The organism is Pseudomonas sp. BIGb0164 (genome assembly GCF_024810135.1).
Taxonomy (GTDB): domain Bacteria; phylum Pseudomonadota; class Gammaproteobacteria; order Pseudomonadales; family Pseudomonadaceae; genus Aquipseudomonas.
Genome location: NZ_JANUEA010000005.1, coordinates 206,852 through 233,154 on the forward strand (window position 1 = coordinate 206,852; position 26,303 = coordinate 233,154).

General features: G+C 61.0%; 29 protein-coding genes and 1 tRNA gene. 21 read left to right on the forward strand and 9 right to left on the reverse strand.

Going from position 1 to position 26,303, the window contains the following annotated elements; genetic code table 11:
* Positions 1 to 121: 121 nt before the first annotated feature.
* From prpC to M2394_RS15190, 3 genes are all read right to left on the reverse strand, one after another.
* Positions 122 to 1,249 (reverse strand): 2-methylcitrate synthase, encoded by a 1,128-nt coding sequence (gene prpC, locus M2394_RS15180; RefSeq protein ID WP_178924698.1) that lies wholly within the window; start codon positions 1,247 to 1,249, stop codon positions 122 to 124.
* A 158-nt stretch (positions 1,250 to 1,407) separates the two neighbouring features.
* Entirely contained in the window at positions 1,408 to 2,301 is an 894-nt protein-coding gene (gene prpB / locus M2394_RS15185; protein ID WP_025854214.1) for a methylisocitrate lyase, read from the reverse strand.
* Positions 2,298 to 3,008 (reverse strand): GntR family transcriptional regulator, encoded by a 711-nt coding sequence (locus tag M2394_RS15190; protein WP_176996354.1) that lies wholly within the window; start codon positions 3,006 to 3,008, stop codon positions 2,298 to 2,300. Before M2394_RS15190 ends, prpB begins: the two co-directional genes overlap by 4 nt.
* Before the next feature lie 270 nt (positions 3,009 to 3,278).
* On the opposite strand from M2394_RS15190, the gene M2394_RS15195 reads away from it, so the two are divergent.
* The 6 genes from M2394_RS15195 to M2394_RS15220 all read left to right on the forward strand — a co-directional run bounded on the left by M2394_RS15195 (position 3,279) and on the right by M2394_RS15220 (position 8,791).
* Positions 3,279 to 3,815: an ATP-dependent zinc protease gene (locus M2394_RS15195; protein WP_178924696.1), complete on the forward strand. Its 537-nt coding sequence runs from the start codon at positions 3,279 to 3,281 to the stop codon at positions 3,813 to 3,815.
* Between the two features lie 5 nt (positions 3,816 to 3,820).
* Positions 3,821 to 5,353, forward strand: a complete 1,533-nt coding sequence (locus M2394_RS15200; protein ID WP_259173034.1) for an inactive transglutaminase family protein — start codon at positions 3,821 to 3,823, stop codon at positions 5,351 to 5,353.
* On the forward strand, positions 5,353 to 6,339 hold the full coding sequence (locus tag M2394_RS15205; RefSeq protein ID WP_178924692.1) for an alpha-L-glutamate ligase-like protein: 987 nt from the start codon (positions 5,353 to 5,355) through the stop codon (positions 6,337 to 6,339). Before M2394_RS15200 ends, M2394_RS15205 begins: the two co-directional genes overlap by 1 nt.
* Positions 6,340 to 6,559: 220 nt before the next feature.
* Positions 6,560 to 7,903, forward strand: coding sequence for an aminodeoxychorismate synthase component I (pabB, locus tag M2394_RS15210; protein ID WP_259173035.1), 1,344 nt, complete (start codon positions 6,560 to 6,562; stop codon positions 7,901 to 7,903).
* A 229-nt stretch (positions 7,904 to 8,132) separates the two neighbouring features.
* Positions 8,133 to 8,435, forward strand: a complete 303-nt coding sequence (locus tag M2394_RS15215; RefSeq protein WP_259173036.1) for a type II toxin-antitoxin system HigB family toxin — start codon at positions 8,133 to 8,135, stop codon at positions 8,433 to 8,435.
* A complete protein-coding gene (locus M2394_RS15220) occupies positions 8,435 to 8,791 on the forward strand; it encodes a type II toxin-antitoxin system HigA family antitoxin (RefSeq protein WP_178924686.1) in 357 nt (118 codons plus the stop codon). The genes M2394_RS15215 and M2394_RS15220 overlap by 1 nt, the downstream gene beginning before the upstream one ends.
* A 127-nt stretch (positions 8,792 to 8,918) precedes the next feature.
* Here the strand turns inward: M2394_RS15220 and thrH are convergent, their stop codons facing one another.
* Complete coding sequence (gene thrH, locus M2394_RS15225) at positions 8,919 to 9,536, reverse strand: bifunctional phosphoserine phosphatase/homoserine phosphotransferase ThrH (RefSeq protein ID WP_065929901.1); 618 nt, start codon at positions 9,534 to 9,536, stop codon at positions 8,919 to 8,921.
* Between the two features lie 151 nt (positions 9,537 to 9,687).
* On the opposite strand from thrH, the gene M2394_RS15230 reads away from it, so the two are divergent.
* From M2394_RS15230 to M2394_RS15240, 3 genes are all read left to right on the forward strand, one after another.
* Entirely contained in the window at positions 9,688 to 10,422 is a 735-nt protein-coding gene (locus M2394_RS15230; RefSeq protein WP_169992667.1) for a phosphoadenylyl-sulfate reductase, read from the forward strand.
* 483 nt (positions 10,423 to 10,905) lie between these two features.
* On the forward strand, positions 10,906 to 12,432 hold the full coding sequence (locus tag M2394_RS15235) for an NCS1 family nucleobase:cation symporter-1 (RefSeq protein WP_178924682.1): 1,527 nt from the start codon (positions 10,906 to 10,908) through the stop codon (positions 12,430 to 12,432).
* A gap of 13 nt (positions 12,433 to 12,445) precedes the next feature.
* Entirely contained in the window at positions 12,446 to 13,174 is a 729-nt protein-coding gene (locus M2394_RS15240; protein WP_259173038.1) for an aspartate/glutamate racemase family protein, read from the forward strand.
* A gap of 105 nt (positions 13,175 to 13,279) precedes the next feature.
* Here the strand turns inward: M2394_RS15240 and M2394_RS15245 are convergent, their stop codons facing one another.
* Positions 13,280 to 14,203 (reverse strand): LysR family transcriptional regulator, encoded by a 924-nt coding sequence (locus M2394_RS15245; RefSeq protein ID WP_259173039.1) that lies wholly within the window; start codon positions 14,201 to 14,203, stop codon positions 13,280 to 13,282.
* Between the two features lie 126 nt (positions 14,204 to 14,329).
* On the opposite strand from M2394_RS15245, the gene M2394_RS15250 reads away from it, so the two are divergent.
* Positions 14,330 to 15,076 (forward strand): 3-oxoacyl-ACP reductase family protein, encoded by a 747-nt coding sequence (locus M2394_RS15250; RefSeq protein ID WP_178924675.1) that lies wholly within the window; start codon positions 14,330 to 14,332, stop codon positions 15,074 to 15,076.
* A 134-nt stretch (positions 15,077 to 15,210) separates the two neighbouring features.
* Here M2394_RS15250 and M2394_RS15255 read toward each other — a convergent pair whose 3' ends face one another.
* Both M2394_RS15255 and M2394_RS15260 read right to left on the reverse strand, forming a co-directional pair.
* Positions 15,211 to 15,897 (reverse strand): HAD-IA family hydrolase, encoded by a 687-nt coding sequence (locus tag M2394_RS15255; protein WP_178924674.1) that lies wholly within the window; start codon positions 15,895 to 15,897, stop codon positions 15,211 to 15,213.
* A 105-nt stretch (positions 15,898 to 16,002) separates the two neighbouring features.
* A complete protein-coding gene (locus M2394_RS15260; RefSeq protein ID WP_259173040.1) occupies positions 16,003 to 16,851 on the reverse strand; it encodes an oxidoreductase in 849 nt (282 codons plus the stop codon).
* Between the two features lie 97 nt (positions 16,852 to 16,948).
* Here M2394_RS15260 and M2394_RS15265 point away from each other — a divergent pair, with 97 nt between their 5' ends.
* On the forward strand, positions 16,949 to 17,845 hold the full coding sequence (locus tag M2394_RS15265; protein WP_178924669.1) for a LysR family transcriptional regulator: 897 nt from the start codon (positions 16,949 to 16,951) through the stop codon (positions 17,843 to 17,845).
* A 31-nt stretch (positions 17,846 to 17,876) separates the two neighbouring features.
* Positions 17,877 to 18,233, forward strand: coding sequence for a DUF2784 domain-containing protein (locus M2394_RS15270; protein WP_178924668.1), 357 nt, complete (start codon positions 17,877 to 17,879; stop codon positions 18,231 to 18,233).
* On the opposite strand, the gene M2394_RS15275 is transcribed toward M2394_RS15270, so the two are convergent.
* The gene (locus M2394_RS15275; protein ID WP_259173041.1) at positions 18,220 to 19,188 is read right to left on the reverse strand and encodes an NAD-dependent epimerase/dehydratase family protein; all 969 of its coding nucleotides are present in this window, start codon (positions 19,186 to 19,188) and stop codon (positions 18,220 to 18,222) included. The two genes, M2394_RS15270 and M2394_RS15275, sit on opposite strands and share 14 nt — an antisense overlap.
* Positions 19,189 to 19,285: 97 nt before the next feature.
* Here M2394_RS15275 and M2394_RS15280 point away from each other — a divergent pair, with 97 nt between their 5' ends.
* The 7 genes from M2394_RS15280 to M2394_RS15310 all read left to right on the forward strand — a co-directional run bounded on the left by M2394_RS15280 (position 19,286) and on the right by M2394_RS15310 (position 24,014).
* Positions 19,286 to 20,170 (forward strand): LysR family transcriptional regulator, encoded by an 885-nt coding sequence (locus M2394_RS15280; protein WP_259173042.1) that lies wholly within the window; start codon positions 19,286 to 19,288, stop codon positions 20,168 to 20,170.
* A 54-nt stretch (positions 20,171 to 20,224) separates the two neighbouring features.
* Positions 20,225 to 20,803: a DUF4337 domain-containing protein gene (locus M2394_RS15285; RefSeq protein ID WP_178924661.1), complete on the forward strand. Its 579-nt coding sequence runs from the start codon at positions 20,225 to 20,227 to the stop codon at positions 20,801 to 20,803.
* A gap of 214 nt (positions 20,804 to 21,017) precedes the next feature.
* Positions 21,018 to 21,677, forward strand: a complete 660-nt coding sequence (locus M2394_RS15290; protein WP_259173045.1) for an aminopeptidase P family protein — start codon at positions 21,018 to 21,020, stop codon at positions 21,675 to 21,677.
* Positions 21,678 to 21,686: 9 nt separating this feature from the next.
* Positions 21,687 to 22,040 (forward strand): gamma-glutamylcyclotransferase family protein, encoded by a 354-nt coding sequence (locus M2394_RS15295; protein WP_259173046.1) that lies wholly within the window; start codon positions 21,687 to 21,689, stop codon positions 22,038 to 22,040.
* A gap of 101 nt (positions 22,041 to 22,141) precedes the next feature.
* The gene (locus M2394_RS15300) at positions 22,142 to 22,477 is read left to right on the forward strand and encodes a hypothetical protein (protein ID WP_178924655.1); all 336 of its coding nucleotides are present in this window, start codon (positions 22,142 to 22,144) and stop codon (positions 22,475 to 22,477) included.
* Positions 22,478 to 22,546: 69 nt separating this feature from the next.
* The gene (locus M2394_RS15305; RefSeq protein ID WP_259173047.1) at positions 22,547 to 23,587 is read left to right on the forward strand and encodes an EamA family transporter; all 1,041 of its coding nucleotides are present in this window, start codon (positions 22,547 to 22,549) and stop codon (positions 23,585 to 23,587) included.
* A gap of 49 nt (positions 23,588 to 23,636) precedes the next feature.
* Positions 23,637 to 24,014 (forward strand): cytochrome c, encoded by a 378-nt coding sequence (locus M2394_RS15310; RefSeq protein ID WP_259173187.1) that lies wholly within the window; start codon positions 23,637 to 23,639, stop codon positions 24,012 to 24,014.
* Between the two features lie 109 nt (positions 24,015 to 24,123).
* Here the strand turns inward: M2394_RS15310 and M2394_RS15315 are convergent.
* Positions 24,124 to 24,213: transfer RNA gene (locus M2394_RS15315), tRNA-Ser, on the reverse strand.
* Between the two features lie 321 nt (positions 24,214 to 24,534).
* On the opposite strand from M2394_RS15315, the gene M2394_RS15320 reads away from it, so the two are divergent.
* Together M2394_RS15320 and M2394_RS15325 are read left to right on the forward strand one after the other, a co-directional pair.
* Positions 24,535 to 25,227 (forward strand): crotonase/enoyl-CoA hydratase family protein, encoded by a 693-nt coding sequence (locus M2394_RS15320; protein WP_259173048.1) that lies wholly within the window; start codon positions 24,535 to 24,537, stop codon positions 25,225 to 25,227.
* A gap of 214 nt (positions 25,228 to 25,441) precedes the next feature.
* Positions 25,442 to 26,185 (forward strand): 1-acyl-sn-glycerol-3-phosphate acyltransferase, encoded by a 744-nt coding sequence (locus M2394_RS15325; RefSeq protein ID WP_259173049.1) that lies wholly within the window; start codon positions 25,442 to 25,444, stop codon positions 26,183 to 26,185.
* Positions 26,186 to 26,303: the final 118 nt, after the last annotated feature.

A 26,303-nucleotide genomic window follows, 5' to 3' on the forward strand; every position in this document is an offset into this window, starting at 1 on the left:
GGCTTGCTCGCGAAAGCGGTGCAGCAGTCGCCAGATGTGTTGAATGACGCACCGCATTCGCGAGCAAGCCCGCTCCCACATTTTGATTCGGTTACCACTTCAAACCTGTCGACCTCCCCACTCAGCGACGTTCGATTGGCACGAACTTGCGCTGTTCTACGCCGGTGTATTCGGCGCTTGGACGGATGATGCGGTTGTTCGCGCGCTGTTCGAACACGTGCGCGGCCCAGCCGGTAAGGCGCGAGCACACGAAGATCGGCGTGAACAGCTTGGTCGGGATGCCCATGAAGTGGTACGCCGAGGCATGGTAGAAGTCGGCGTTGGGGAATAACTTCTTCTGTTCCCACATGGTCTTGTCGATGGCTTCGGAGACCGGGAACAGCACCGTGTCACCCACCTCGTCAGCGAGTTTTTTCGACCAGCCCTTGATCACTTCATTGCGCGGGTCGCTGTCTTTGTAGATCGCGTGGCCAAAGCCCATGATCTTGTCTTTGCGCGCCAGCATGCCGAGGGTGCCTTCGACGGCCTCTTCAGCCGAACCGAAACGCTCGATCATCTCCATCGCCGCTTCGTTGGCACCGCCGTGCAGCGGGCCGCGCAGGGAGCCGATGGCGGCGGTCACGCAGGAATACAGGTCGGACAGGGTCGACGCACACACGCGGGCGGTGAAGGTGGAGGCGTTGAATTCGTGCTCGGCGTAGAGGATCAGCGACACGTTCATTACCTTCACGTGCAGTTCGCTTGGTTTCTTGCCGTGCAGCAGGTGCAGGAAATGGCCGCCAATGCTGGGCTCGTCGGTCACGCAGTCGATGCGCTTGCCGTCGTGGCTGAAGCGGTACCAGTAGCACATGATCGCCGGGAAGGCGGCGAGCAGGCGGTCGGTGACATCGCGCTGCACGCTGAAGTCTTTCTCGGGCTCGATATTGCCCAGGAACGAGCAACCGGTGCGCATCACGTCCATCGGGTGGGCGTCGGCAGGGATGCGTTCCAGCACTTCCTTCAGCGCTTGGGGCAGGTCGCGCAGTTTGCTCAGCTTGGCGCTGTAGGCGGCCAATTCGGCCTGGGTCGGCAGTTCGCCGTACAAGAGCAGGTAGGCGACTTCTTCAAATTGCGCATCGGCGGCCAGTTCGCGCACGTCGTAGCCGCGATAGGTCAAGCCGGCACCGGCCTGGCCCACGGTGGACAGTGCGGTCTGCCCGGCCACCTGGCCACGCAGGCCGGCGCCACTCAGTACTTTTGCTTCAGCCATGGTTCTTCTCCAATTTTGAATTTATTAGGGAGCATGTGGGAGCGGCTTTGTGTGGGAGCGGGCTTGCTCGCGAAGACGGAGTGTCAGTCACAAATACTTAAACTGAACCACCGCATTCGCGAGCAAGCCCGCTCCCACACAAGCCGGTTCCCACAAAGTCATTTCTTGGCGGCAAACAACGCGTCGAGCTTCTGCTCGAAGGTGTGGTAGTCGATGCGATCGTAAAGCTCCATGCGGGTCTGCATGGTGTCGATCACGTTCTGTTGGGTGCCATCGCGACGGATCGCGGTGTAGACATTCTCGGCCGCCTTGTTCATGGCACGGAACGCCGAGAGCGGGTACAGCACGATGGAAACATCGGCAGATTTCAACTGTTCGGTGGTGTACAGCGGCGTCGCGCCGAACTCGGTGATGTTGGCCAGGATCGGCGCTTTCACACGGGAGGCGAACAGCTTGTACATCTCCAGTTCAGTAATGGCTTCCGGGAAGACCATGTCGGCACCGGCCTCGATGCAGGCGGCGGCACGTTCCAGGGCCGACTCCAGGCCTTCGACCGCCAGGGCGTCGGTGCGGGCCATGATCACAAAGCTGTCATCGGTGCGCGCATCCACGGCGGCCTTGATGCGGTCGACCATTTCTTGCTGGGACACGATTTCTTTATTAGGGCGGTGGCCGCAACGCTTGGCGCCTACCTGGTCTTCGATATGGATGGCGGCCGCGCCGAACTTGATCATCGACTTGACGGTGCGTGCCACGTTGAAGGCCGAGGAACCGAAACCGGTGTCCACGTCCACCAGCAGCGGCAGGTCGCACACATCGGTGATGCGGCGTACATCGGTCAGCACGTCATCCAAGCCGGTGATGCCAAGGTCCGGCACACCGAGGGAACCCGCCGCCACCCCGCCACCCGACAGGTAGATCGCCTTGAACCCGGCGCGCTTGGCCAACAGCGCGTGGTTGGCGTTGATGGCGCCGACCACTTGCAGCGGGTGCTCGCTGGCGACAGCGTCACGGAAACGCTGGCCGGGTGTGCTTTTATTGTTCGAACTCATGACTCACCTCTTTCAGGGGCGCCGCCGGGGAAATGACGGGCAATGTTGCGTTTGGACGCGCCGATATGACGGCGCATCAGCAGTTCGGCCAGTTCACCGTCGCGATCGGCGATCGCGTCCAGAATGCGGTGGTGCTCGGCAAAGGCTTGACGTGGACGATTGGGGGTGGCGGAGAACTGGATGCGGTACATGCGCACCAACTGGTACAGCTCGCCGCAGAGCATTTGGGTGAGGGTGCGGTTACCCGCGCCCTGGATGATCCTGTAATGGAAGTCGAAATCGCCTTCCTGCTGGTAATAACCGAGGCCGGCCTGGAACGCTTCGTCGCGCTCATGGGTGTGCAATACCTGGCGCAGCTCTTCGATTTCGGCGTCGGTCATGCGCTCGGCCGCCAGGCGACAGGCCATGCCTTCGAGGGATTCGCGAATTTCGTAAAGTTCGATCAGTTCGGCATGGCTGAGTGACACCACCCGTGCGCCCACGTGGGGCACGCGCACCAGCAGGCGCTGGCCTTCAAGGCGGTGGATCGCCTCGCGCAACGGGCCACGGCTGATGCCGTAGGTGCGCGCCAGTTCCGGCTCGGAGATCTTGCTGCCGGGGGCGATCTCGCCTTTGACGATGGCGGCCTGGATACGGCGGAAGACGTTCTCGGACATGGTCTGGGATTCGTCTGTCGTCGCCACCAAGGCTTCCGATTGATCCAGCATATTGTCGACACCTTCAAAAGCAATGCCGCAAAAACTAGCCAATAAGCGGTTACGAGTCAAAGAATAAATCAACATTGTCGACAATCGTCTAATAACCCCTTCTGCACTTTATCGGGGCATGGCCGCCTGCCAGCGCTGGCGCCAAAAAAGCATCATGTTAGAATGCCCGCCGCTTTTGCCTGACATCATTGGATGAAACGGCGCACCCGAGATTGCGCAGCAATGCCAGTCGCCATGAATTGAACATTGCACTGCACTGCCTCAGGATTTATGACACTCAAGCCCTTCCTTCTATCGTTTTGCCTGCTAGCCCTACCGAGCCTTGGCCTTGCCGCCGAGAAGACTGTGTACGGCCTGAACGAATACGCCCAACTGGCGGGCATCGACCTGGAAGTGGCGGCCAAACTCGATACCGGTGCCAAGACCGCCTCCCTGAGCGCCCGCGACATCAAGCGCTTCAAGCGCAACGGCGAATCCTGGGTGCGCTTTTACCTGGCCATCGACACCGCCCATTCCCATCCCATCGAACGCCCCCTGGCCCGCGTCAGCAAGATCAAGCGCCGTGCCGGTGACTACGACCCCGATGAGGACAAGAACTACACCGCCCGCCCGGTGATCGCGCTGGATATCTGCATGGGCACCGCTTTACGCAGCATCGAAGTGAACTTGACTGACCGTAGCGCATTCCAATACCCGCTGCTGATCGGCTCCGAAGCGCTCAAACGCTTTGATGCGCTGGTCGACCCCAGTCTTAAATACGCAGCAGGCAAACCTGCCTGCGCCACCGACGCTCATACCGCCGAGTAAACCGAATGCGCTCTCTGACCCTGCACCTGAAAATCCTCATCACCATCCTGGTGGTGCTGGGTATTTCGGTCACCGCCTATCAGATCTTCGTGCTGGGGATCCCCGTCACCGAGGACGCCACCGACGACTTGTGGAACATCGACGCCAAGGTCGAGTTCGTCGCCAACCCGAAAGACCCGGTGAAGATCCAGATGTTCGTGCCGCCCCTGAGCCGCGACTTCGTCAGCCTCAACGAGAGCTTCATCTCCAACAACTACGGCGTGAGCGTCAACCGCACCGACGGCAACCGCAAGGTCACCTGGTCGGCACGCCGCGCCAAGGGCAACCAGACCCTGTATTACCGCCTGGTGCTGACCAAGCGCTACAGCGGTGAAAAGATCAAGGTCAAGGGCCCGACCTTCCGCGACAGCATCGCCGTGGAAGGCCCCGAGAAGATCGCCGCCGAGGCCCTGCTGGCGCCGATTCGCCAGCACTCGGCCGACGTCGAGACCTTTATCAGCGAAGCCATCAAGCGCACCAACAACCTCAACGACGACAACGTGAAGCTGCTGCTGGCGGGCGACCCGTCCACGCCGCACAAGGCCAAGATCGTCGAGTTGCTGCTGTCCATCGCCCACGTACCGGTGGAAAAAGTCCACACCATCCGCCTGGTCGCCGACCAGCCGCAAACCCCGGAACTGTGGTTGCGCAGCTTCAACGGCAACGATTGGCTGTACTTCAACCCGGAAACCGGCGAGCAAGGCCTGCCGGCCGACCGCCTGCTGTGGTGGACCGGCGATGAAAACCTGATCACGGTGGATGGCGGCAAAAAGGCCATGGTGACCTTCAGCCTGAATAACAGCGAGATGAACGCCATCCGCCTGGCCAAGCTGACGGATGAGAACACTGACGCCAACTTCCTCGAATACTCGCTGTACGGCCTGCCGCTGCAGACCCAGCAGACCTTCATGATCATGGTGATGATTCCGATTGGCGTGCTGGTGATCCTGATCCTGCGCAACCTGATCGGCCTGCAGGCACTGGGTACGTTTACCCCGGTGCTGATCGCCCTGGCGTTCCGCGAGACGCAACTGGGCTTCGGGATAGTACTGTTCACGATCATCACGGCGCTGGGGCTGTCGCTGCGCTCGTACCTGGAACACTTGAAGCTGCAGATGCTGCCGAGGTTGTCGGTGGTGCTGACCTTCGTGGTGGTGCTGATCGCGGCCATCAGCCTGTTCAGCCACAAGCTGGGCCTGGAGCGCGGGCTGTCGGTGGCGCTGTTCCCGATGGTGATCCTGACCATGACCATCGAACGCCTGTCGATCACCTGGGAAGAACGCGGCGCCAACCACGCACTGAAAGTGGCGATTGGTACGCTGTTCGCGGCGTCGCTGGCGCACATCATCATGAGCGTGCCGGAGCTGATCTACTTCGTGTTCACTTTCCCGGCGATCCTGCTGATCCTGGTGGGCTTCATGCTGGCCATGGGGCGTTATCGCGGCTACCGCCTGACCGAACTGGTGCGTTTCAAAGCCTTCTTGAAGGCTGACCAGTAATGTTCGGCTTCTGGAAGACCTGGAAGGCCCTGGAAGCACGGGGGATCATGGGCATCAACCGGCGTAACGCCGACTACGTGCTCAAGTACAACAAGCGCAGCTTGTACCCGATCGTGGATGACAAGATCATCACCAAGGAACGGGCCCTGGCCGCCGGCATCCATGTGCCTGAAATGTACGGGGTGATCAGCACCGAGAAGGAAATCGACAAGCTCGACGACATCATCGGCGGGCGCAGCGACTTTGTGATCAAGCCGGCCCAGGGCGCTGGCGGTGACGGCATCCTGGTGGTGGCCGACCGCTTTGAAGGGCGCTATCGCACGGTGTCGGGCAAGATCATCAGCCACGAAGAGATCGAGCATCAGATCTCCAGCATCCTCACCGGCCTGTATTCCCTGGGCGGCCACCGTGACCGCGCCCTGATCGAATACCGCGTGGTGCCCGACCAGATCTTCAAGAGCATCAGCTATGAAGGCGTGCCGGACATCCGCATCATCGTGCTGATGGGCTACCCGGTGATGGCCATGCTGCGCTTGCCGACGCGCCAGTCGGGCGGCAAGGCCAACCTGCACCAGGGCGCGATTGGCGTGGGCGTAGACCTGGCCACCGGCCTGACCCTGCGCGGTACCTGGCTGAACAACATCATCACCAAACACCCCGACACCACCAATGCGGTGGATGGCGTGCAACTGCCCAACTGGGACGGTTTCATGAAACTCGCGGCCGGCTGCTATGAGCTGTGCGGGTTGGGGTACATCGGCGTGGACATGGTGCTGGACCAGGAAAAAGGCCCGCTAATCCTCGAGCTCAACGCTCGCCCGGGGCTGAATATCCAGATTGCCAACGATTGCGGCCTGACCTTGCGCACCCACGCGGTGGAAGCGCGATTGGAAGAATTGAAGGCTGCGGGTGTGACGGAAACCCCGGAAGACCGGGTGAAGTTTGTGCAGGAGATGTTTGGGCATATTCCAGCGGTAGAAGGCTGACGGCCTCATCGCAGGCAAGCCAGCTCCCACAGGTTGATCGCATTCCAATGGATTTATCGCATTCCATTGTAGGAGCCGGCTTGCCGGCGATAGCGTCCTGACAGGCAACCCTATACTCAGGATAAGGCCTCAATCTGCTTATCCCCGACATCCCCCCTAGGACCAGAACCGACAGGGGACTACAATCCCCTCCCCCGCGCCATTAGCTGATCCACCCCGCATGTCGACCTGTTCCGTACACCCGCTGCCCTACCGGGCCAACCCCGCCGAGTATTTCACGGCAATTCGTCACGCCCCTGGCGCGGTGCTGCTCGACAGCGGCCGCCCGGCCGCAGAACGCGGGCGTTATGACGTGCTCAGCGCCTGGCCGAACGCAACCTTGACGGTGGCGCCTGACGAAAGCGGCAGTGGTTTTTTGCAACGCTTGCGGGAAAACCTCAGGTTGTTGGGCGAAGCGGCCTTGCCTGCCGGTTATGAATTGCCGTTTGCCGGCGGCTTGATTGGCTACCTCAGCTACGACTTTGGCCGCCACCTGGAACACATGCCGAACCTGGCCGCCGATGACCTGCACCTGCCGGACGCACGCTTCGGGCTGTATGCCTGGGCCCTGATCAGTGATCACCAGGCCCGGACCAGCCAATTGGTGTTTCACCCCACCCTGGCCGACGGCGAACGGCAACGCCTGATTGCACTGTTCAGCACGCCGGCCGCTGAATTGAGCGCCAGCTTCCAGTTGCAGGGCCCCATGGCCCCGGACCTCAGCGCCGAGGCCTACCGCCAGGCCATCGTGCGTATCCAGGACTACATCCAGGCCGGCGACTGCTACCAGGTCAACTTTGCCCAGCGTTTTCGCGCGCCGTGTGCCGGTGACCCCTGGGCGGCCTATTGCGCCCTGCGTGAAGCCTGCCCCACCCCGTTTTCCGGGTTCCAGAGCCTGCCCGATGACGGCGCGGTGCTGAGCCTGTCCCCCGAGCGCTTCGTGCATATCAGCGAACGCCGCGTCGAAACCCGCCCCATCAAAGGCACCCGCCCGCGCGGCCTGACGCCCGAAGAAGACGCCGCTAATGCCGCCGAACTGCTGGCCAGCCCCAAGGACCGCGCCGAAAACCTGATGATCGTCGACCTGCTGCGCAACGACCTCGGCCGCACCTGCCGCACCGGCTCTGTCAGCGTGCCGGAACTGTTCAGCCTGGAAAGCTACCCCAACGTGCACCACTTGGTGAGCAGCGTCGTCGGCACGCTGGCCGACGACAAGGACGCCCTCGACCTGATCGCCGGCAGCTTCCCCGGCGGCTCCATCACCGGCGCGCCGAAGATCCGCGCCATGCAGATCATCGACGAACTGGAACCCACCCGACGCGGCCTGTACTGCGGCTCACTGGTGTACCTGGACGTGCGCGGCGAAATGGACAGCTCCATCGCCATCCGCAGCTTGCTGGTCAAGGATGGCCAGGTGTGCTGCTGGGGCGGCGGCGGGATCGTGGCGGACTCGCAGTGGGAGGCGGAGTATCAGGAGTCGCTGACGAAGGTGCGGGTGTTGTTACAAACACTGGAAAACCTATAGCCCGCAGGCCCCTCCGGGCTCTGCTGCATTTGTCCAAGCAGCAAGAAAGATCCAGATTCAGAACGCGTGTGGACGATGGGAAAACTGGAAGATAGCGTCCAGATCCGACCGTCCACCCGCCGTTTGTGAGGGATCACATGAAGCGTCTGCTTACTCGTCAGACATTGTTTCCGAGATTGCATACCAACCAGACCGCATCTATTATCTCCCAAATTGGGAGATTTAAGCGATGCGCATAATCGCTCTCTCCACCTTACGAATTTTCTGGGAAAGCCACTCAACTTATTCCGACGCCAAAACACCACTGATTGAGCTGTACCGCCACATGGAAAAAGCGACTTACCCGACGCCGCAAGTGCTCAAGGCAGAGCTTAGAACGGCAAGCATCCTTAAAAGTGGCAGGGTTGTCTTCAACGTGGGCGGCAACAAATATCGAGTGATCATGGCAATCGATTATCAGCGACAACTGGGGTTCATACGTTTCGTAGGCACTCATGCGCAGTACGATCAGATCAACGCGGAGACCGTGTGATGAACATCAAACCCATACATTCACAGGGCGATCTGACCGCTGCGCTCGCGCGCGTGGAGCAGCTATGGGGAGCAGCCATTGGCTCGCCCGAGGGTGATGAGCTGGAAATCCTCGCCATACTCATCGAGAAATACGAGGCCGAGCATTATCCAATGCCCCCTTCCGATCCGGTGGAGGCCATCAAGTTTCGGATGGAACAGATGGGCATGACCGCGCGCGATCTGGAGCCCTTTATCGGCACCAGCGGGCGGGTGTCAGAAGTGTTGAACCACAAGCGCAAGTTGAGCCTGGCGATGATCAAGCGGTTGCATGAAGGCCTGCGTATTCCTTATGAGAGTTTGCTGGCGGGGAGTTAGCAGGTAGGTTTGTAGTGACTGGGCTGGCCTCTTCGCGGGCAAGCCCGCTCCCACATTTTGATGTGTGAACCCTTTCAAGTGTGGGAGCTGGCTTGCCTGCGATGAGGCCACCAGCCCCACCAAAAAATTACAGGCTCAACTGCCGGTTCGAGGCCTTGATGAATTCTTTCTTCAAGTCCTCAAACGTGTGCACCGCCGGGAACTGCGGGAATTCGCGGATCACGTTCTCAGGCGCGTGGAACAGGATCCCGCGGTCGGCCTCGCCGAGCATGGTGGTGTCGTTGTAGGAGTCACCGGCCGCGATCACACGGTAGTAGAGGGTCTTGAACGCCAATACCGACTGACGTTTGGGATCTTTCTGGCGCAGTTGGTAGCTCACCACCCTGTCGTTTTCATCCGTGATCAAGCGATGGCACAGCAAGGTTGGGAAGCCCAGCTGGCGCATCAGCGGCTGGGAGAACTCGTAGAAGGTGTCGGACAGGATCACCACCTGGAAGCGCTCGCGCAGCCAGTTGACGAACTCGATGGCGCCGTCCAGCGGCTTGAGGGTGGCGATCACTTCCTGGATATCGGCGAGTTTCAGGCCATGTTCGTCGAGGATGCGCAGGCGCTGCTTCATCAGCACGTCGTAGTCGGGAATGTCACGGGTGGTGGCCCGCAGGGATTCAATACCGGTTTTTTCGGCGAAGGCGATCCAGATTTCCGGAACCAGCACCCCTTCCAGGTCGAGACAGGCAATTTCCACAAGACACTCCCATTGGATGTTGTTAGTTGAGCGAGCAAAAGGACTGCCGAACTCTAGCGATTCAAGCTCGCCGCCGCAACGCAGGGCGGATTTTGATACCATCGCTCCCCTATAGAGCGCTCAGCGCCACTGACCTGTAGGAACCGTCCTGATGAACCAAGCCTTCGACGTCGCTGAACTCGCCGCGACTTATGCCAACAAATCCGCCCAGGACATCCTCAAGCTGGCGTTCAGCCAGTTCGGCGATGACCTGTGGATTTCCTTCAGCGGTGCCGAGGACGTGGTGCTGGTCGACATGGCCTGGAAGCTGAACAAGAACGTCAAGGTGTTCAGCCTCGACACCGGCCGCCTGCACCCGGAGACCTACCGGTTCATCGAGCAGGTGCGCGACTTCTACAAGATCGACATCGAACTGATCTCGCCGGACCAGAGCAAGCTGGAGCCCTTCGTCAAAGAGAAAGGCCTGTTCAGTTTCTACAAGGACGGCCATGGCGAATGCTGCGGCGTGCGCAAGATCGAACCGCTGCGCCGCAAGCTCTCGGGCGTTAGCGCCTGGGCCACCGGCCAGCGCCGCGACCAGAGCCCCGGTACCCGCAGCCAGGTCGCGGCGCTGGAAATCGACACGGCCTTCTCGACTCCGGAGCGCACCCTGTACAAGTTCAACCCGCTGGCGCAGATGACCAGCGAGGAGATCTGGGGTTACATCCGCATGCTGGAGCTGCCCTACAACAGCCTGCACGAGCGCGGGTTTATCAGCATCGGCTGCGAGCCGTGCACCCGCCCGGTACTGCCCAACCAGCACGAGCGCGAAGGCCGCTGGTGGTGGGAAGAAGCCACGCAGAAAGAGTGTGGGTTGCATGCGGGGAATATCATCAGCAAGGCTTGAAGCTGATGCGGTAAACAATGTGGAGTCGGCTTTTGTGGGAGCGGGCTTGCTCGCGAATGCGGTGTATCAGTGAAGAATGTTTCAACTGATGCACCGCATTCGCGAGCAAGCCCGCTCCCACATTTGTTTTGCAGTGGTTATGAGAGATGTACACACAAATGTAACCATCGGTGTCATTTATGTGTGCAATTTTTATTCGACCGCACCATTACGTAACACCTCCCACCTTCTATTCTTTCTCATCTCGAATCGCCCTCTTCCCGTTGAAAAATAAATACCTGTTCAATCGGTCAATTTATATTTCTTCTAATTCAGCCAGTTATTAAAAACACCTACAAAAACGAAATTAACCGATGTTTTCATAGATCGAAAACTGGCACGCATGTGGCTTAAGGTGAAATGCGCTTTGTATACAATAAATACAAAACATACATACACTTTGCCATCCGCGGCTTGTCTGCAGATGCGCTGGAGCTTGCCGGAATGCGTACAAGCCTATCGAACCTCGCACTGGATCTGCCCTCCTCCGCCCTGAACCCCGAGGCCATCAGCCCCGGCCCGCTGGTGCTCAGCCCGCGCCTGCACAACAAGGACCTGGCGCCCACCAAAGTGGAAGGCCGGCGTTGGGGGCGCTACAGCATTTTCGCGTTGTGGACCAATGACGTGCACAACATTGCCAACTACTCCTTCGCCATCGGCTTATATGCGCTGGGACTGGGCGGCTGGCAAATTCTGTTGTCCTTGGGCATCGGCGCGGCATTGGTGTACTTCTTCATGAACTTGTCGGGGTATATGGGGCAAAAGACCGGCGTGCCGTTTCCGGTGATCAGCCGGATCAGTTTTGGTATTCACGGCGCGCAAATTCCGGCGTTGATTCGTGCGGTGATCGCGATTGCCTGGTTCGGTATTCAGACCTACCTGGCTTCGGTGGTTTTCCGCGTGCTGCTGTCGGCGATTCACCCCGGGTTTGCCGACTATGACCACAACTCGATCCTAGGCCTGTCGACCTTGGGTTGGGCGTGTTTCGTGACGATCTGGTTCGTGCAACTGGCGATTCTGGCCTACGGCATGGAAATGGTGCGCCGTTATGAAGCTTTCGCCGGGCCGGTGATTCTGGTGACGGTGGCTTCACTGGCCGGTTGGATGTACTTCCAGGTGGGTGGGAACATTGCCTGGTCGGTTCGCGAACCGCTGAGCGGCGGCGAGATGTGGCGCAACATCTTCGCCGGTGGCGCGCTGTGGCTGACCATCTACGGCACGCTGATCCTCAATTTCTGCGATTTCGCCCGCTCCTCGCCGTGCCGCAAGACCATCCAGGTCGGCAACTTCTGGGGCCTGCCGGTGAATATCCTGGTGTTTGCCGCCATCACCGTGCTGCTGTGCGGTGGGCAGTTCCAGCTCAATGGCCGGGTGATCGAAAGCCCGACCGAAATCATCGCGGCTATCCCCAATACCTTCTTCCTCGTGCTGGGCTGCCTGGCCTTTTTGATCGTCACCGTGGCGGTGAACATCATGGCCAACTTCGTCGCCCCCGCCTTTGTGCTGAGCAACCTGGCGCCCAAGTACCTGAACTTCCGCCGCGCCGGGTTGATCAGCGCGACCCTGGCAGTGCTGATCCTGCCGTGGAACCTCTACAACAGCCCGCTGGTGATCGTGTATTTCCTCTCCGGCCTGGGCGCACTGCTGGGGCCGTTGTACGGGGTGATCATGGTCGATTACTGGCTGATCCGTAAAAGCCGGGTAAACGTGCTGCAGCTGTATAGCGAAGACCCCCATGGCGCCTATTACTACAGCCGTGGGGTCAACCTGCGTGCGGTGGCGGCCTTCATTCCAGCGGCGGTGATCGCCATCCTGCTGGCGCTGTTGCCGGGCTTTGCCAGCGTCGCACCGTTCTCCTGGATGTTTGGCGCCGGTATTGCAGGGCTGTTGTACCTGCTGATCGCCAAGCGCCAGCCGTACTACGCCGATGTCAGCGGCGAGAGCATTGCAGTCGATAACGTCAGTCACTAATCAAGGATTTTCCATGCGTATCCTCGTGGTCAACGTCAACACCACCGAATCCATCACCGACACCATCGCCCAGCAAGCGCGGGCCGTGGCTGCGCCGGGGACCGAGATCGTCGGGCTTACCCCCTACTTCGGCGCGGAATCGGTGGAGGGCAATTTTGAAAGTTACCTGGCAGCCATCGCGGTGATGGACCGGGTGATGGCCTACGACCAGCCGTTTGATGCGGTGATCCAGGCCGGGTATGGCGAGCACGGCCGCGAAGGCCTGCAGGAGCTGCTGAACGTGCCGGTGGTGGACATCACCGAAGCCGCCGCCAGCACCGCGATGTTCCTGGGACACGCCTACTCGGTGGTCACCACCCTGGACCGTACCGTGCCGCTGATCGAAGACCGCCTGAAACTGGCCGGGCTTTACCAGCGCTGCGCCTCGGTACGGGCCAGCGGCATGGCAGTGCTGGAGCTGGAAGAAGACCCTCTGGCCGCCATGGAAGCCATCGTGCGCCAGGCGGAGCTGGCCATCAGCGAGGACAAGGCCGAGGTGATCTGCCTGGGTTGCGGCGGCATGGCCGGGCTGGATGAACAGATCCGCCAGCGCACCGGCGTGCCGGTGGTGGACGGGGTGACGGCGGCGGTGACCATTGCCGAATCGTTGGTGCGGCTGGGGTTGTCGACGTCGAAGGTCCGCACCTATGCGACACCGAGGCCGAAGAAAGTCATTGGCTGGCCGGGTCGGTTTGGGCGGTAGACCGAGTCGCCTGCATCGCGGGCAAGCCCGGCTCCCACAGGGGATCGCATTTCCCCGTGGGAGCTGGCTTGCCTGCGATGGCCGCACCGCGGTCTACGGCCATGATCAAACCGCGCTGAATCGCTGACCCAACCGCAGCTCGGCAAATTGCTCGATGATGAAGTCCACAAACGCCCGGGTCTTGCCGGGCAGCAGTTTATGTTCGGCGTAGTAAATGGAAATATTGCCATCGTCGACATACCAACCGGGCAGCACCCGCACCACCGCGCCGCTGTCGAGGAACGGCACCGCCATGGGCATGCTCACCAGCGCAATGCCTAAACCCTGGGCGCTGGCGCAGCAGGCGGCTTCGGAGTCGCTCATGGTCATGCCGGGCTTGAGCGCCAGCGGGCGCTGTTCGCGGTCGCGGCCGGTCAGTTGCCAGGTGCGGATGCGCCCGGTCTGCGGTGAACGGATCAGGATGCCCGCGCAGCGCGCCAGGTCTTCCGGCACCTTGACCGACGGGCGTTGCGCCAGGTAGCTCGGCGCCGCCACCAACACCCGATGCGCCGGGGTGAGCTTGCGCGCCACCACGCCCTGGGGCAACTCAAAGCCCCCGCCAATGGCGGCATCGAAGCCCTGGCCGATCAGGTCGACCTGGCGGTTATCGAAATGCCAGTCCGGGCTGATGTCCGGAAACCGACTCATGAACTCCCCCAGCAGCGGCACCACGTAACGGTTGCCGAACACCGTGCCCATGCTGACCTTGAGCGTCCCCACCGGCCGGCCTTCGGCGCTGGCCAGGTTGGCCACGGCATTCTGGATGGTGGTGAGGCTGCCGCTGACTTCTTCGAGAAACAGTTTGCCAGCTTCGGTCAGGGTCAGGCGCCGTGTACTACGCTGGAACAGCCGCACACCCAGGCGCGCCTCAAGCTTGGCGACACTCTTGCCCACCGCTGCCGGGGTGAGGCTCAGGTGCCGGGCAGCTTCGGCGAAGCTGCCACCTTCGGCACTGCGCACAAAGCATTCGATACTGCCAAAGCTCTCCATAACGCCCCACTCTAAACTTTTGGTTTACACAGACTATAGCAATCGCGGTCTACCGGTGTACCGGGGTGAGGTTGATACTCGGCGCCATCAACAAGGCATTCCGCCTTGAACAGCTAGGAGATCGACATGACCACACACAACCTCAGCGGCAAAGTCGCCTTGATTCAAGGCGGTTCCCGCGGCATCGGCGCCGCCATCGTCAAACGTCTCGCCGCCCAAGGTGCAGCGGTTGCCTTTACCTACGTGAGCTCGGCTGCCAAGGCCGAAGAGTTGCAGAACAGCGTGATCAGCGAAGGCGGCAAAGCCCTGGCGATTCGTGCCGACAGCGCCGACGCCGAGGCGATCCGCAACGCGGTCAACAAAACCGTCGAAGCCTTTGGCCGCCTGGACATCCTGGTGAACAACGCGGGTGTGCTGGCCATCGCGCCACTGCAAGACTTCAAACTGGAAGACTTCGACCAGACCCTGGCAATCAACGTGCGTAGCGTGTTCATTGCTACTCAGGAAGCGGCCAAGCACATGGGTGACGGAGGCCGGGTGATCAACATCGGCAGCACCAACGCCGAGCGCATGCCCTTTGGCGGTGGCGGCCCGTACGCGATGAGCAAGGCGGCACTGGTGGGGTTGACCAAGGGCCTGGCGCGGGACCTGGGGCCACGGGGCATTACCATCAACAACGTGCAACCTGGGCCGGTGGACACGGACATGAACCCGGCTGACAGTGATTTTGCCGAGAGTCTGATTGGGTTGATGGCGGTGGGTCGGTATGGGCATGTTGAAGAAATTGCCAGCTTCGTTGCCTACCTGGCAGGCCCGGAGGCCGGCTACATCACCGGTGCCAGCCTGACCATTGATGGCGGCTTCAGCGCCTAAGACTTCAGGAACACTGCACAACACAATGTGGGAGCGGGCTTGCCCGCGAATACGGTGGGTCAGTTGACATTTTTATCGACTGACACCCCGTATTCGCGAGCAAGCCCGCTCCCACATTTTTTGACTGCGTTCAATCAATCCCGTGGTGGCAAGCCGTAGGCCGCCAGGTCGAAGTCCGCAAGTTTGCGGATGATCTGGTCAGCGTGGTGGTACTTGCTGTCGGCCATGGCTTCGTCCGGCACGGCGATGGCGGTCATGTGGGCCGCCTTGGCGGCGGTGACGCCGAACGGTGAATCTTCGAATACCAGGCAGTCCTCGGGTGCAACGCCCAGGCGGCGGGCGGCGGTAAGGAAGATGTCCGGCGCGGGTTTGGCCGCGCCGACTTCCGGGTCATCGGCGGTGACGATGGTGTCGAACAGGCCAAACCACTCGCGGTGCAAGGTGGTCTTGTGGCCGAACGAATGGCGCGACGAACTGGTGCCCACGGCAATCGGAATGTTGTGGGCTTTCAAATGCCGCACCAGCGCTTCTGCGCCGGGCATGCCCAGGGCCTTGGGGAAACGCTCGCTCATCAGCGGTTCGCGGATGGTCAGGAACTCAGCCGGGGTGATCGGCAGGTCCAAGGCCTTGACCACGTAGTCGGCCAGGTCCTGGGCGCCACGCCCGATGATGTGCTGCTTGATCCCCCAGTCATAGGTACGGCCGTAGCGTTCGGCGATGATCTGCGTGACTTCGGTGTAGATGCCTTCTGTATCCAGCAACAAACCGTCCATATCGAAAATCACGGCCTTGATCGGGCCGGCGGTACGCGGTGCGTTCATCACAACAGATCCTTGGGGGGAAGGACTAAAAGGATTCAGCACAATAACGGCCCGGCTCTCTTGCAAGCAACCGTTGTGACCATCGATGTGCTGTTTCCCAAGGCCTTACTCGGGGAAATCCGCCCCCTCAGTCACCTCAGCCCACGCGTCGAAGTCAGCGCTCAATGCCTCGACCTTGGTGCGTGCGAACCCCAGCGCGGCCTTGCCCAACAGCAAGCGCAAGGGGGGCTGCTCAGCCTCCACCGCCTGGACAATGGCTAGGGCCGCGCGCACCGGGTCACCCGGTTGTTTGCCGCTGTAGCTGCGCACCCGGCCGGCGCGTGCCGCCGCCGTCTCGCGGTAGTCGTCGATGGCATGCGGGGCCTCATTGGCCGAGCGCCCGGCCCAGTCGGTGCGGAAGGGGCCCGGTTCCACCAGCAGCACCTTGATCCCCAGCGGGGCGACTTCTCCTGCCAGTGCTTCAGACAATCCTTCCACCGCGAACTTGGTGGCATTGTAGAAACTCAGGGACGGGAACGCCGCAATCCCGCCCACCGAAGAGATGTTCACCACGGTGCCCGAGCGCCGAGCGCGCATGCCGGGCAACACCGCACGGGTCATGGCGCTGAGGCCCCAGAAGTTGATGTCGAACATGCGGCGTACTTCATCCAGGTCACTTTCTTCCAGCGCGCCGAAGTAGCCAATACCGGCGTTGTTGACCAGCACATCGATGCGTCCGAAGTGCGCTTGCGCGGCTTGCACTGCCGCTTCGACCTGGGCCTGGTCGGTCACGTCCAGTGCCACTACCAACGCGTTGTGCTCGTGACCGGCGACGATGTCCTGCACCTGTTGCGGGTTGCGTGCGGTGACCACCGTCGGGTAGCCGAGGCTGAGGGTGTGCAGGGCCAATTGGCGCCCGAAACCGGTGGAACAACCGGTGATAAACCAGACAGGTTTTGCGGTGGAATGGGTCATGAAGGGGCTTTCCTCGTGGGTGTGAAAAAAGTATGCGCGTGGGTGTTATTGTGAAAAAGATGCATAATCCAAAAGCCCCTTTCGGAAAAACCACACAATGGACACGCCGGATTTCCAGCAATTGCGCCTGTTCCTGCAGGTCGCGCGCGCCAAGAGTTTCACCCAGGCGGCCGATGCCGTGAGCCTGTCGGTTTCCACCGTGAGCCAGCGGGTCGGTGCCCTGGAAAAACAGCTGGGCGTGCGCCTGCTCAACCGCACCACCCGCAGCGTCAGCCTCACCGAAGCCGGTGCGCAACTGGTTGAACGCATCACCCCGCTGCTCGAAGAACTGCACACCAGCTTGCACAGCGTCGCCGCCGCCACCGTCGAGGCCAGCGGCACCTTGCGCCTGAACGTGCCCTCCACCGCCAGCCGCATGGTGTTGCAGCCGTTGCTGCAAGGGTTCTTGCGCAAACACCCGGGGATCAACCTGGAAGTGGCCGTGGATAACGCCCTGGTGGACATCGTCGCCCAGGGGTTTGATGCGGGTATCCGCTACGACCACGTGCTGGCCGAGGACATGGTGGTGATCCCCGTGGCCCGGCAGCTGCGCTTTGTGATCGTCGCCACTCCTGGCTATTTGCAGGGCCGCAGCGTACCGACCCATCCCCATGATTTGCTGGAGCATGAATGCGTCAACTACCGCAGCGCCCAAACCGGCCTGCTGCACCGCTGGGACTTTGAAAAGAACGGCAAGCCGCTACGGGTGACAGTGAAGGGCCGGCTGGCCACCAACGACATCGAGCTGATGATCCGCGGCGCACTGGATGGCTTCGGCTTTGCCTACGTGGCACGCTCCAGCGTCGAGCCCTACTTGCAATCCGGTGAGCTGGTGGAAGTCCTGGGTGACTGGATCACCCACAGCGCGCTGTACCTGTATTACTTCAATCGCAGCAACACGCCGAAAAAGCTGCGCGTGTTCATCGACTACCTGCAACAAGCACTCAACGCCTGATGCCCGGCCAACCTCAACAGCGAACCCCGACATGCTCTATCGATTAGCCGCCGACGGCCTGGTGCTGTTCCACCTGTGCTTCATCCTGTTCGTGCTGTTTGGCGGCCTGCTGGCCCTCAAATGGCGGCGCGTGATGTGGCTGCACCTGCCGGCCGCTGCGTGGGGGGTGGCCGTGGAAGTGTTCCACCTGCCCTGCCCACTCACCCGCTGGGAAAACCTGTTTCGCCACCTGGCCGGCCAGGACGGTTATGGCGGCGGCTTTATCGAGCACTACATCCTGGCGATGATCTACCCGGCCGGTCTGACCCCGAACATTCAGCTGGTGCTCGGGGCCGTGGTGTTGCTGATCAACGTCGCGGTGTATGTGCGCCTGATCAGACGGCCCTAGGCAAGCAGCCGAGGCCGCTCAACGTGGCCTCGACCGCCTGCTCCAGCGGGGTGTGCGGCTCTTTGCCGAGCACCTCGATCAGGCGCGTGTTGTCCATGTGCAGCGGGGTGCGCCACAGGTAACGCATCTCCTGCAGTTCGCGGAAAGTCACCACAAAGGGCGCGGCAAGTTTCAGCAGCCACCAGGGGAAACGGCCTACGCGGGGTTGCTGGCCTGTCCTGCGCAACACCACGCGCTGGATGGTCCGCGTCATCTGCGTGCCGTCGGTGTCGGTATGCCCGGCCATCTGAAAACGCGCGAAGGCTGCCAGGCTGGCACGGCGTGCCAGCAATTCGACTACCGTGCGCGCCACGTCCGGCAGGTACGCCCATTGATGGAGCAGGCCCGGGGCGCCCGGGTAGCTGATGGTGTGCACCGGCTTGCCGGGCTTGACCAGGCCCTGGGAAAACCAGCTGTTCGCGGCGCGACCACCAAAAAAGTCCCCGGCGCGCAGGATCAAGACGCGAGCGCCATGACCAGAAGCCTCTTGCAGGCGTTGTTCCAATTGCACACGGATCGCGCCCTTGCGCGTTTGCGGGTGCTGGGGCGAGTCTTCGTGCAACACAGGAAACGCATCCGGCCCGTAGTTGTAGACCGTGCCGGGCAGCACGATAGTTACGCCTTCGGCGATGGCGGCGGCGATGGTGTTGTCGATCATCGGCAGCACCAGTTGCGCCCAGTTGCGATAACCCGGCGGGTTCACCGCGTGAACAATCACGTCGCACCCTCGGGCGGCGGCCAGTACCTCGTCACGGTTCAGCGCATCGCCCTGGTGCCAGGTGAATGTCGCATCCTGGCGGCGTGCCTTGTCCACGTCCCGGGCCAACGCACACACTTCCCAGCCTGCCGCGTTCAACTGTCGCGCCACTTCGCCGCCAATCCCGCCTGTTGCGCCCAATACCAGCACTTTATTCATTACCGCCTCCCACCTCTGTGTGTTGTTGGCGCCAGTGTGTGCGTGACCCTGTTATAGATAAATTGCCGAAGATCGCTCAGTCGCTATACATTTATGCATGGCACTGAATATTGGATGGGAGCTTTACCGGTCTTTCCTCGGCGTGCTCCAGGAAGGATCGTTGTCGGGGGCCGCACGGCTGCTCGGCATCACGCAGCCCACGGTAGGCCGGCACATTGCTGCGCTGGAGTCGGCGCTGGGCGTGGTGCTGTTCACCCGCTCGCCCACCGGCTTGTTGCCGACGGCGATGGCACACACCCTGCGCGGCCACGCCGAGACCATGGCCCGCACCGCCGCCGCCCTGGAACGGGCGGCCTCGGCCCAGGGCGACGACGTACGCGGCGTGGTGCGGGTGTCGGCCAGTGAAGTGGTCGGCGTTGAGGTATTGCCGCCGATCCTCAGCCAATTGCGTCAACAACACCCGCACCTCAAGGTCGAGTTGACCCTGACCAACCGCCTCAGCGACCTGTTGCAACTGGAAGCCGACATCGCCGTGCGCATGGTCCGACCGAGCCAGGAGCAATTGCTGGCAAAGCGCGTGGGCCTGATCGAAGTGGGCCTGCATGCCCACGATGACTACCTGGAACAACACGGCACGCCCCAGCAGATGCAGGACCTGGCCCATCACTCGGTGATTGGCTTCGACCAGGAGAACGCCTTTATCCGCAGCCTGGCGATCAAAGGCTTCGAACGCAGCGCCTTTGCCTTGAGCAGTGACAGCGACCTGGCGCAACTGGCGCTGATCCGCGCCGGTGCCGGTATCGGCGGCTGCCAGGTGCTGTTGGCCAAGCGCGACCCGCGCCTGCGCCGGGTGCTGGCGCAGGGGTTCTCGATCAAGCTGGACACCTGGGTGACCATGCACGAAGACCTGCGCAACAGCCCGCGCTGCCGGGTGATGTTCGATGCGCTGGTGGAGGGTTTGCAGCGTTACGTACAGGATTGAGACAGCTTCACTGGTAAAGAATCAGTCTCCCTCAATCCGTTCGTAGACGCCCCCATGTCCGAAGCCTTCGAAGTCCCCAGCCCCCACGAAAAACACATCGAACACACCACCGAACATGCCCACGGCCGAGGGGACAATTTCGCCAGCCGCATTGCGGTTATGACCGCGCTGATGGCCACCCTCGGCGCCATGCTCAGCTACCAGGCCGGCTCCACCGAAAGCGAAGCGGCGATGGACAAGAACAACGCCGCGATCATCAAGACCGAAGCCGCCAACCAGTGGAATTACTACCAGGCCAAATCCAGCCGGCAGAACCTGGCAGAACTGGCCACCCACATCCCGGGCGTAGATGCAGCGCACTACAAGGATGAGATCGAGCGTTACAAGGGCCAGAAGGAAGACGTGCGTAAACAGGCTGAAAAATTGGAGGCCACGTCCAGGGAATGGGACCAGAAGTCCGAAGAGGCCCTGCACCAGCATCACCGCTGGGCCCAGGCGATGACCGCGATCCAGATCGCGATTTCGCTGGCGGCGATTACGTTGCTGACCAGACGAGAGTGGTTGAAGCGGATGTCCTACACCGCCGCCGGCGTGGCCGTCGTCCTGGGCAGCCTGGCCTGGCTGCACATCTAAACCAACCCACGTTCTGCTGCCCGTCCAACCTGTAGGAGCCGGCTTGTCGGCGATAGCGGCGGCACCGCAGACAAGGAGGTTGCCTGACCTACCCTAATCGTCGGCAAGCCGGCGCCTACAGGTGTGTTTCAGCGTTCAGGAGTTGGGCTCTTTCTTACATCGCTATATAGTAAAAGGAATAACGAAAAGCCCAGCCCAACGCGAGGAAACATCGGTGACTGCACACTCCAAAGAAGCCGTGGGCGCCGCCTACAGTATCGACTCCATGCGCTTCGCCCAAGCCATGACCTGGAAAGCCATCGACCACCTCGCCCAGCGCATCCGCCCGGGCATGCTTGAGTCCGAAGCCCGCGAACTGGGCAAGCACGTGCTCGCCGAGCTCGACATGCAGCGCATCTGGCACCCGCTGCTGGTGCGCTTCGGCGCCAATACCCTCAAGGCTTTCAACCAGCGCTCCGAAAGCGACCCGGTGCTGGGCGACAACGATATCTTCTTCATCGACATGGGCGCCGTATGGCAAGGCCACGAAGGCGATGCCGGCGCCACTTTCACCACCGGCACCGACCCGGAAATGATCGCCTGCGCCAGCGCCGCCAAGACCCTGTTCGACCGCGTGCAATCGCGCTGGAAAAACCAGCAAGTGGTTGGCCTGGAACTCTACCGTTACGCCGAAGAGCAAGCCCAGGCCATGGGTTGGCGCCTGAACCTGGACATCAAGGGCCATCGCGTCAGCGATTTTCCCCATGCGATCCACCGTGGCGGCGACCTCGGTGATTTCGAGCACTACCCCAATGCCGGCCTGTGGATCCTGGAAATCCAGATCGCCCACCCGAGCAAGCCTTACGGCGCTTTTTACGAAGACCTCCTCGCTTAAGGAATAGAAATGGAACGCTCCACCGCCTACCCCGAACTGCTGTTTTCCTACGGCACCTTGCAAGACAAGGCCGTCCAGCTCGCCAACTTCGGGCGCGAACTGGCCGGGCAGCAGGATGCGATGCTGGGCTACTCACAAAGCTGGGTAGAAATCACCGACCCTGCCGTGTTGGCCACCAGCGGCAAGACCCATCACCCCATCGTGGCACCCACCAACGAGCAAGGCGCCAGTGTCGAAGGCACGGTGTTTCAGATCACTGCCGAGGAATTGGCGGCAGCCGATGCCTATGAAGTGTCGGACTACAAGCGCGTGGCCGTGCCCTTGGCGTCGGGGCTGACGGCCTGGGTGTACGTGAAGGCGTGAAGATGAAACTTTCGGGGCAATGATTTCAATCTGCCACTGTGGCGATTAAAGTGGCGCGCTTTCGAGAATTGGATCTCGATTTTTTGCCCATGGAGTTACCCGTGAAGTACATCCGTAAAGTCGCTGCAGCCGCCGTTCTCTCTTTTACCCTCGCTGGCTGCACCGGCACCGCCATCAAGTCCCCGCAGTACGACAGTAACCAATACACCGTTCTGGGCCACAGTGAAGCAAGCGCCACCGGCATCATGCTGTTCGGCATCATCCCGATCGGCCAGAACAGCCGTTTCGTGCGCGCTCAAGACGCCGCCATCAAGGCCAAGGGCGGCGATGCGCTGATCAACACCCAAGTGCAGGAAAACTGGTTCTGGGCCTGGGTACTCAGCGGTTACACCACCAAGATCTCCGGTGATGTGATCAAACTGAAAACCGCGCAATAAATAGGCCGCCGCCTGGGTTTTAACCCCGGCGAGCGACGTATCATGGGCTAAGACTTTCGAGGATGGCCCATGAACCTCAGCATCGTTTACGCCCTCGCAGCCGCCGCCCTGTTCGGCGCCAGCACCCCACTGGCCAAAAGCCTTGGCCTGGGCCTCTCTCCCATACTCTTGGCCGGCCTGCTCTACCTGGGCAGCGGCATCGGGCTCACCGGCATACGACTCCTACGGGATCGCGGCTGGAAACCCACCGGGCTGACGCCCTCCGAATGGCCCTGGCTACTCGGCGCCATCGCCTTCGGCGGCATCCTCGGGCCCGTCGCGCTGATGGTCGGCCTCACTCGCACCGCAGGCACCACCGCCTCGCTGATGCTCAACCTCGAATCGGTACTCACCGCCGTCATCGCCTGGCTGGTCTTCAAGGAAAACGCCGACCGCCGCATTGTGCTCGGCATGATCGCGATCGTATTGGGCGGCGTGGTGCTGTCCTGGTCCGACGGCGGCAGCAACAGCCGTGACTGGACCGGCCCGTTTGCCGTGGCCCTGGCCTGCCTGTGCTGGGGCATCGATAACAACCTGACGCGCAAGGTCTCGGCGTCTGACGCGCTGTTCATTGCCGGTGCCAAAGGCCTGATCGCGGGGTTGGTGAACACCGGCCTGGCGCTATACCTCGGCGCGCAAACACCCGCGACGGCGCAACTGCTGCCTCTGCTGCTGGTGGGCTTTCTGGGGTACGGCATCAGCCTGGTCATGTTCGTACTGGCCCTGCGCGGGCTCGGCAGCGCGCGCACCGGCGCCTACTTCTCCACCGCCCCTTTCCTCGGCGCTGCGGTGGCCTTGATCGTGCTGGGCGAGTCGGTTTCCGTGGCGTTCTGGATTGCGTCAGCCCTGATGGCAGTGGGGGTGTGGCTGCACCTGACCGAGCGACATGCCCATGAACACCAACACGATGCCACCGAACATGGCCATCGGCATGTGCACGACGAACATCATCAGCATGAACACGCGTTCGAGTGGGACCCGGCGCAGCCCCATAGCCATGTGCACGTGCACAGCCCGTTGCGGCACAGTCATGCGCACTTTCCGGATGTGCATCATCGGCATCGGCATTGAGGCGCTTTTTCTCGATTCAACTTCGGCTTATTCACAAGACCTTATAACAATGAAAATACTGTTCGCCGCTTCGCTGGGGCTTATGTCACTGGCCCAACTGTCACTGTCCTTTGCAGACACCATGAATGGCAAGACGATCTACCTGCAGCGCTGCGCCATGTGCCACGGCACCGATATCAAAGGCACAGGGCCACTGGCCAACAAGAGCAACCCGCCGACACCAAACCTGACGACGCCTGCGTTCAAACAGCGGCTGAATGACTACCCGGGGGTTATTGTTTCGTCGGTGATACTTCGCCCCAATGGGGACTTGATTCCGAGGACGCTGCGGGAGAATGGGGTGAAGGTGGCGCCGTTCGCGTGGACGGTTAGGGATTTTCGGGATTTGAATGAGTATATGGTGGGGGTGATTTCTGGGAGTCGGTGACTGCGGGAGAAGGGGAATGGCGTTGATATGGGGGGAGTTTTTCTGGACGCCAGAAACCACAAACCCCCGATCTTCTCTAGGAAAATCGGGGGTTTGTGTTTACTTAATGTGGCGGTGAAGGAGAGATTCGAACTCTCGATACAATTTCTTGTATACACACTTTCCAGGCGTGCTCCTTAAGCCACTCGGACACTTCACCGTATCTCGTCAAACCAGTTCAGTCTGTCGAGGCGCGCTAATGTAGTCGAAAGCCTTTCTGATGGCAAAGGTTTTTTTCAGAATTTTCATGCGGTTAGCAGGTTATGCCAGCGTACGCCCGGCAAGGGGCGGTGATTCTGCCATTCTCAGGCTTGTGCGGCACGCGTCTGGGGCGGCTGTTGGGCCCTGCCCTAGGCTGTCTGGCAGTAGGCAGGCGGGAAAAGTCTGACTGGGTAGTCAGTCACGGCGCTTTACCCGGGCAGGCGTGGTGGGTAACGTCTGCGCCTATGTCTCTATAACAAGTCCTACAAGGAACCGCGTCATGAGTGAGTTGATTGCTTACCACCTCGAAGACGGTATCGCGACCCTGACCTTGAGCAACGGCAAGGTGAATGCCATCTCTCCGGCGGTGGTCAGTGCGTTTAATGAAGCGCTGGACCAGGCGGAGAAAGACCGCGCGGTGGTGGTGATCACCGGCACGCCGGGCATTCTGTCCGGTGGGTATGATTTGAAAGTGATGACCGCTGGCCCTAAAGAGGCCATCGGCCTGGTGACCTCCGGCTCGACGCTGGCACGTCGCTTGTTGTCGCACCCGTTCCCGGTGATCGTGGCGTGCCCTGGGCATGCGGTGGCAAAGGGTGCGTTCCTGCTGTTGTCGGCGGATTATCGGATTGGTGTGGAAGGCCCGTTCAGCATTGGTCTGAATGAAGTGGCGATCGGCATGACCATGCACCACGCCGGGATCGAGCTGGCGCGGGATCGCCTGAGCAAGGCGGCGTTCCAGCGCTCGGTGATCAATGCCGAGATGTTTGACCCGCAAGGCGCCGTGGGCGCCGGCTTCCTCGACAAGGTGGTCGCACCCGAGGAGCTGCACGCCGCCGCCCTGGAAGCGGCGCGCCAGTTGAAGAAGATCAACATGAACGCCCACAAACACACCAAGCTGAAGGTGCGCAAAGCGCTGTTGGACGCACTGGATGACGCGATCATTCAGGACCAGGGCCACATCCTGAGCTAAGCCCCTACTGCTATCACAGCAAAAGCCCGACCCTGCGTCGGGCTTTTTCTTACAAATAAACCTGATCCTTCCTTAGCCGCTCTAGCCGGGCCATATCGGCATATGTTGAAACATGTGCTCAAACATCGCCTATCTCCTACGTCCGTAGGGGCAATTGCCGAATACAGTGCACATCCGTACACTGCGCCACCTTTTGTCCCGATGGGCCGTGTCGATGCTTTTTCTGTTACGTATGTTGTTGATGGGCCTGCACTTTATGCTGGCGGGCATATTGGGCGTGCTGCTGGGCGTGTGCCGACCGTTCAACCCGGATAACAGCCGCCTGTGCGCGCGCCTGTACGCGTTGCCGGCCATGTGGATCCTGGGGCTGAACGTGAAGGCCGATGTGGATTCGCTGCGTAACAAGCCGGGCACGTGTGTCGTCATCGCCAACCATCAGTCCAACTATGACCTGTTTGTGTTCGGCACCGTGGTGCCCCATCGCACGGTGTGCATTGCCAAGAAAAGCCTTAAGTGGGTGCCGCTGTTCGGCCAATTGTTCTGGCTGGCGGGCAATGTGTTGATCGACCGCGGCAACGCGCACAAGGCGCGCCGCGCGATGCTCACCACCACCCACACCTTGCAGCATGAAGACACCTCGATCTGGGTGTTTGCCGAAGGCACGCGCAACCTGGGCAAGGGCCTGCTGCCGTTCAAGAAAGGTGCGTTTCATATGGCGATTGCGGCCGGTGTGCCCATCGTGCAGGTGTGCGTCAGCAACTATGTGAACCATATGCGGCTCAATCGCTGGAACAGTGGTGATGTGCTCATACGTTCTTTGCCGCCGATTCCTACTACCGGGATGACGTCGGATGACATTCCCGCTCTGCTGCAGGCGTGCCAGGCGCAGATGGCCGAATGCATTGCGCAGATGGATGCGAGTGTTGCGCGGGGGAGTTGTGAAGCGCGGGTCGCTTGAGATTGGAGGGCGGTCAGTGGGCCGGCGCGAGCAAGCTCGCTCACTACGGAAACCGGCAACACGAGCCGTAACAATTGAACTCGCTTCGGGCTAAGCTGCCAGACACCTGTCCTCCTAA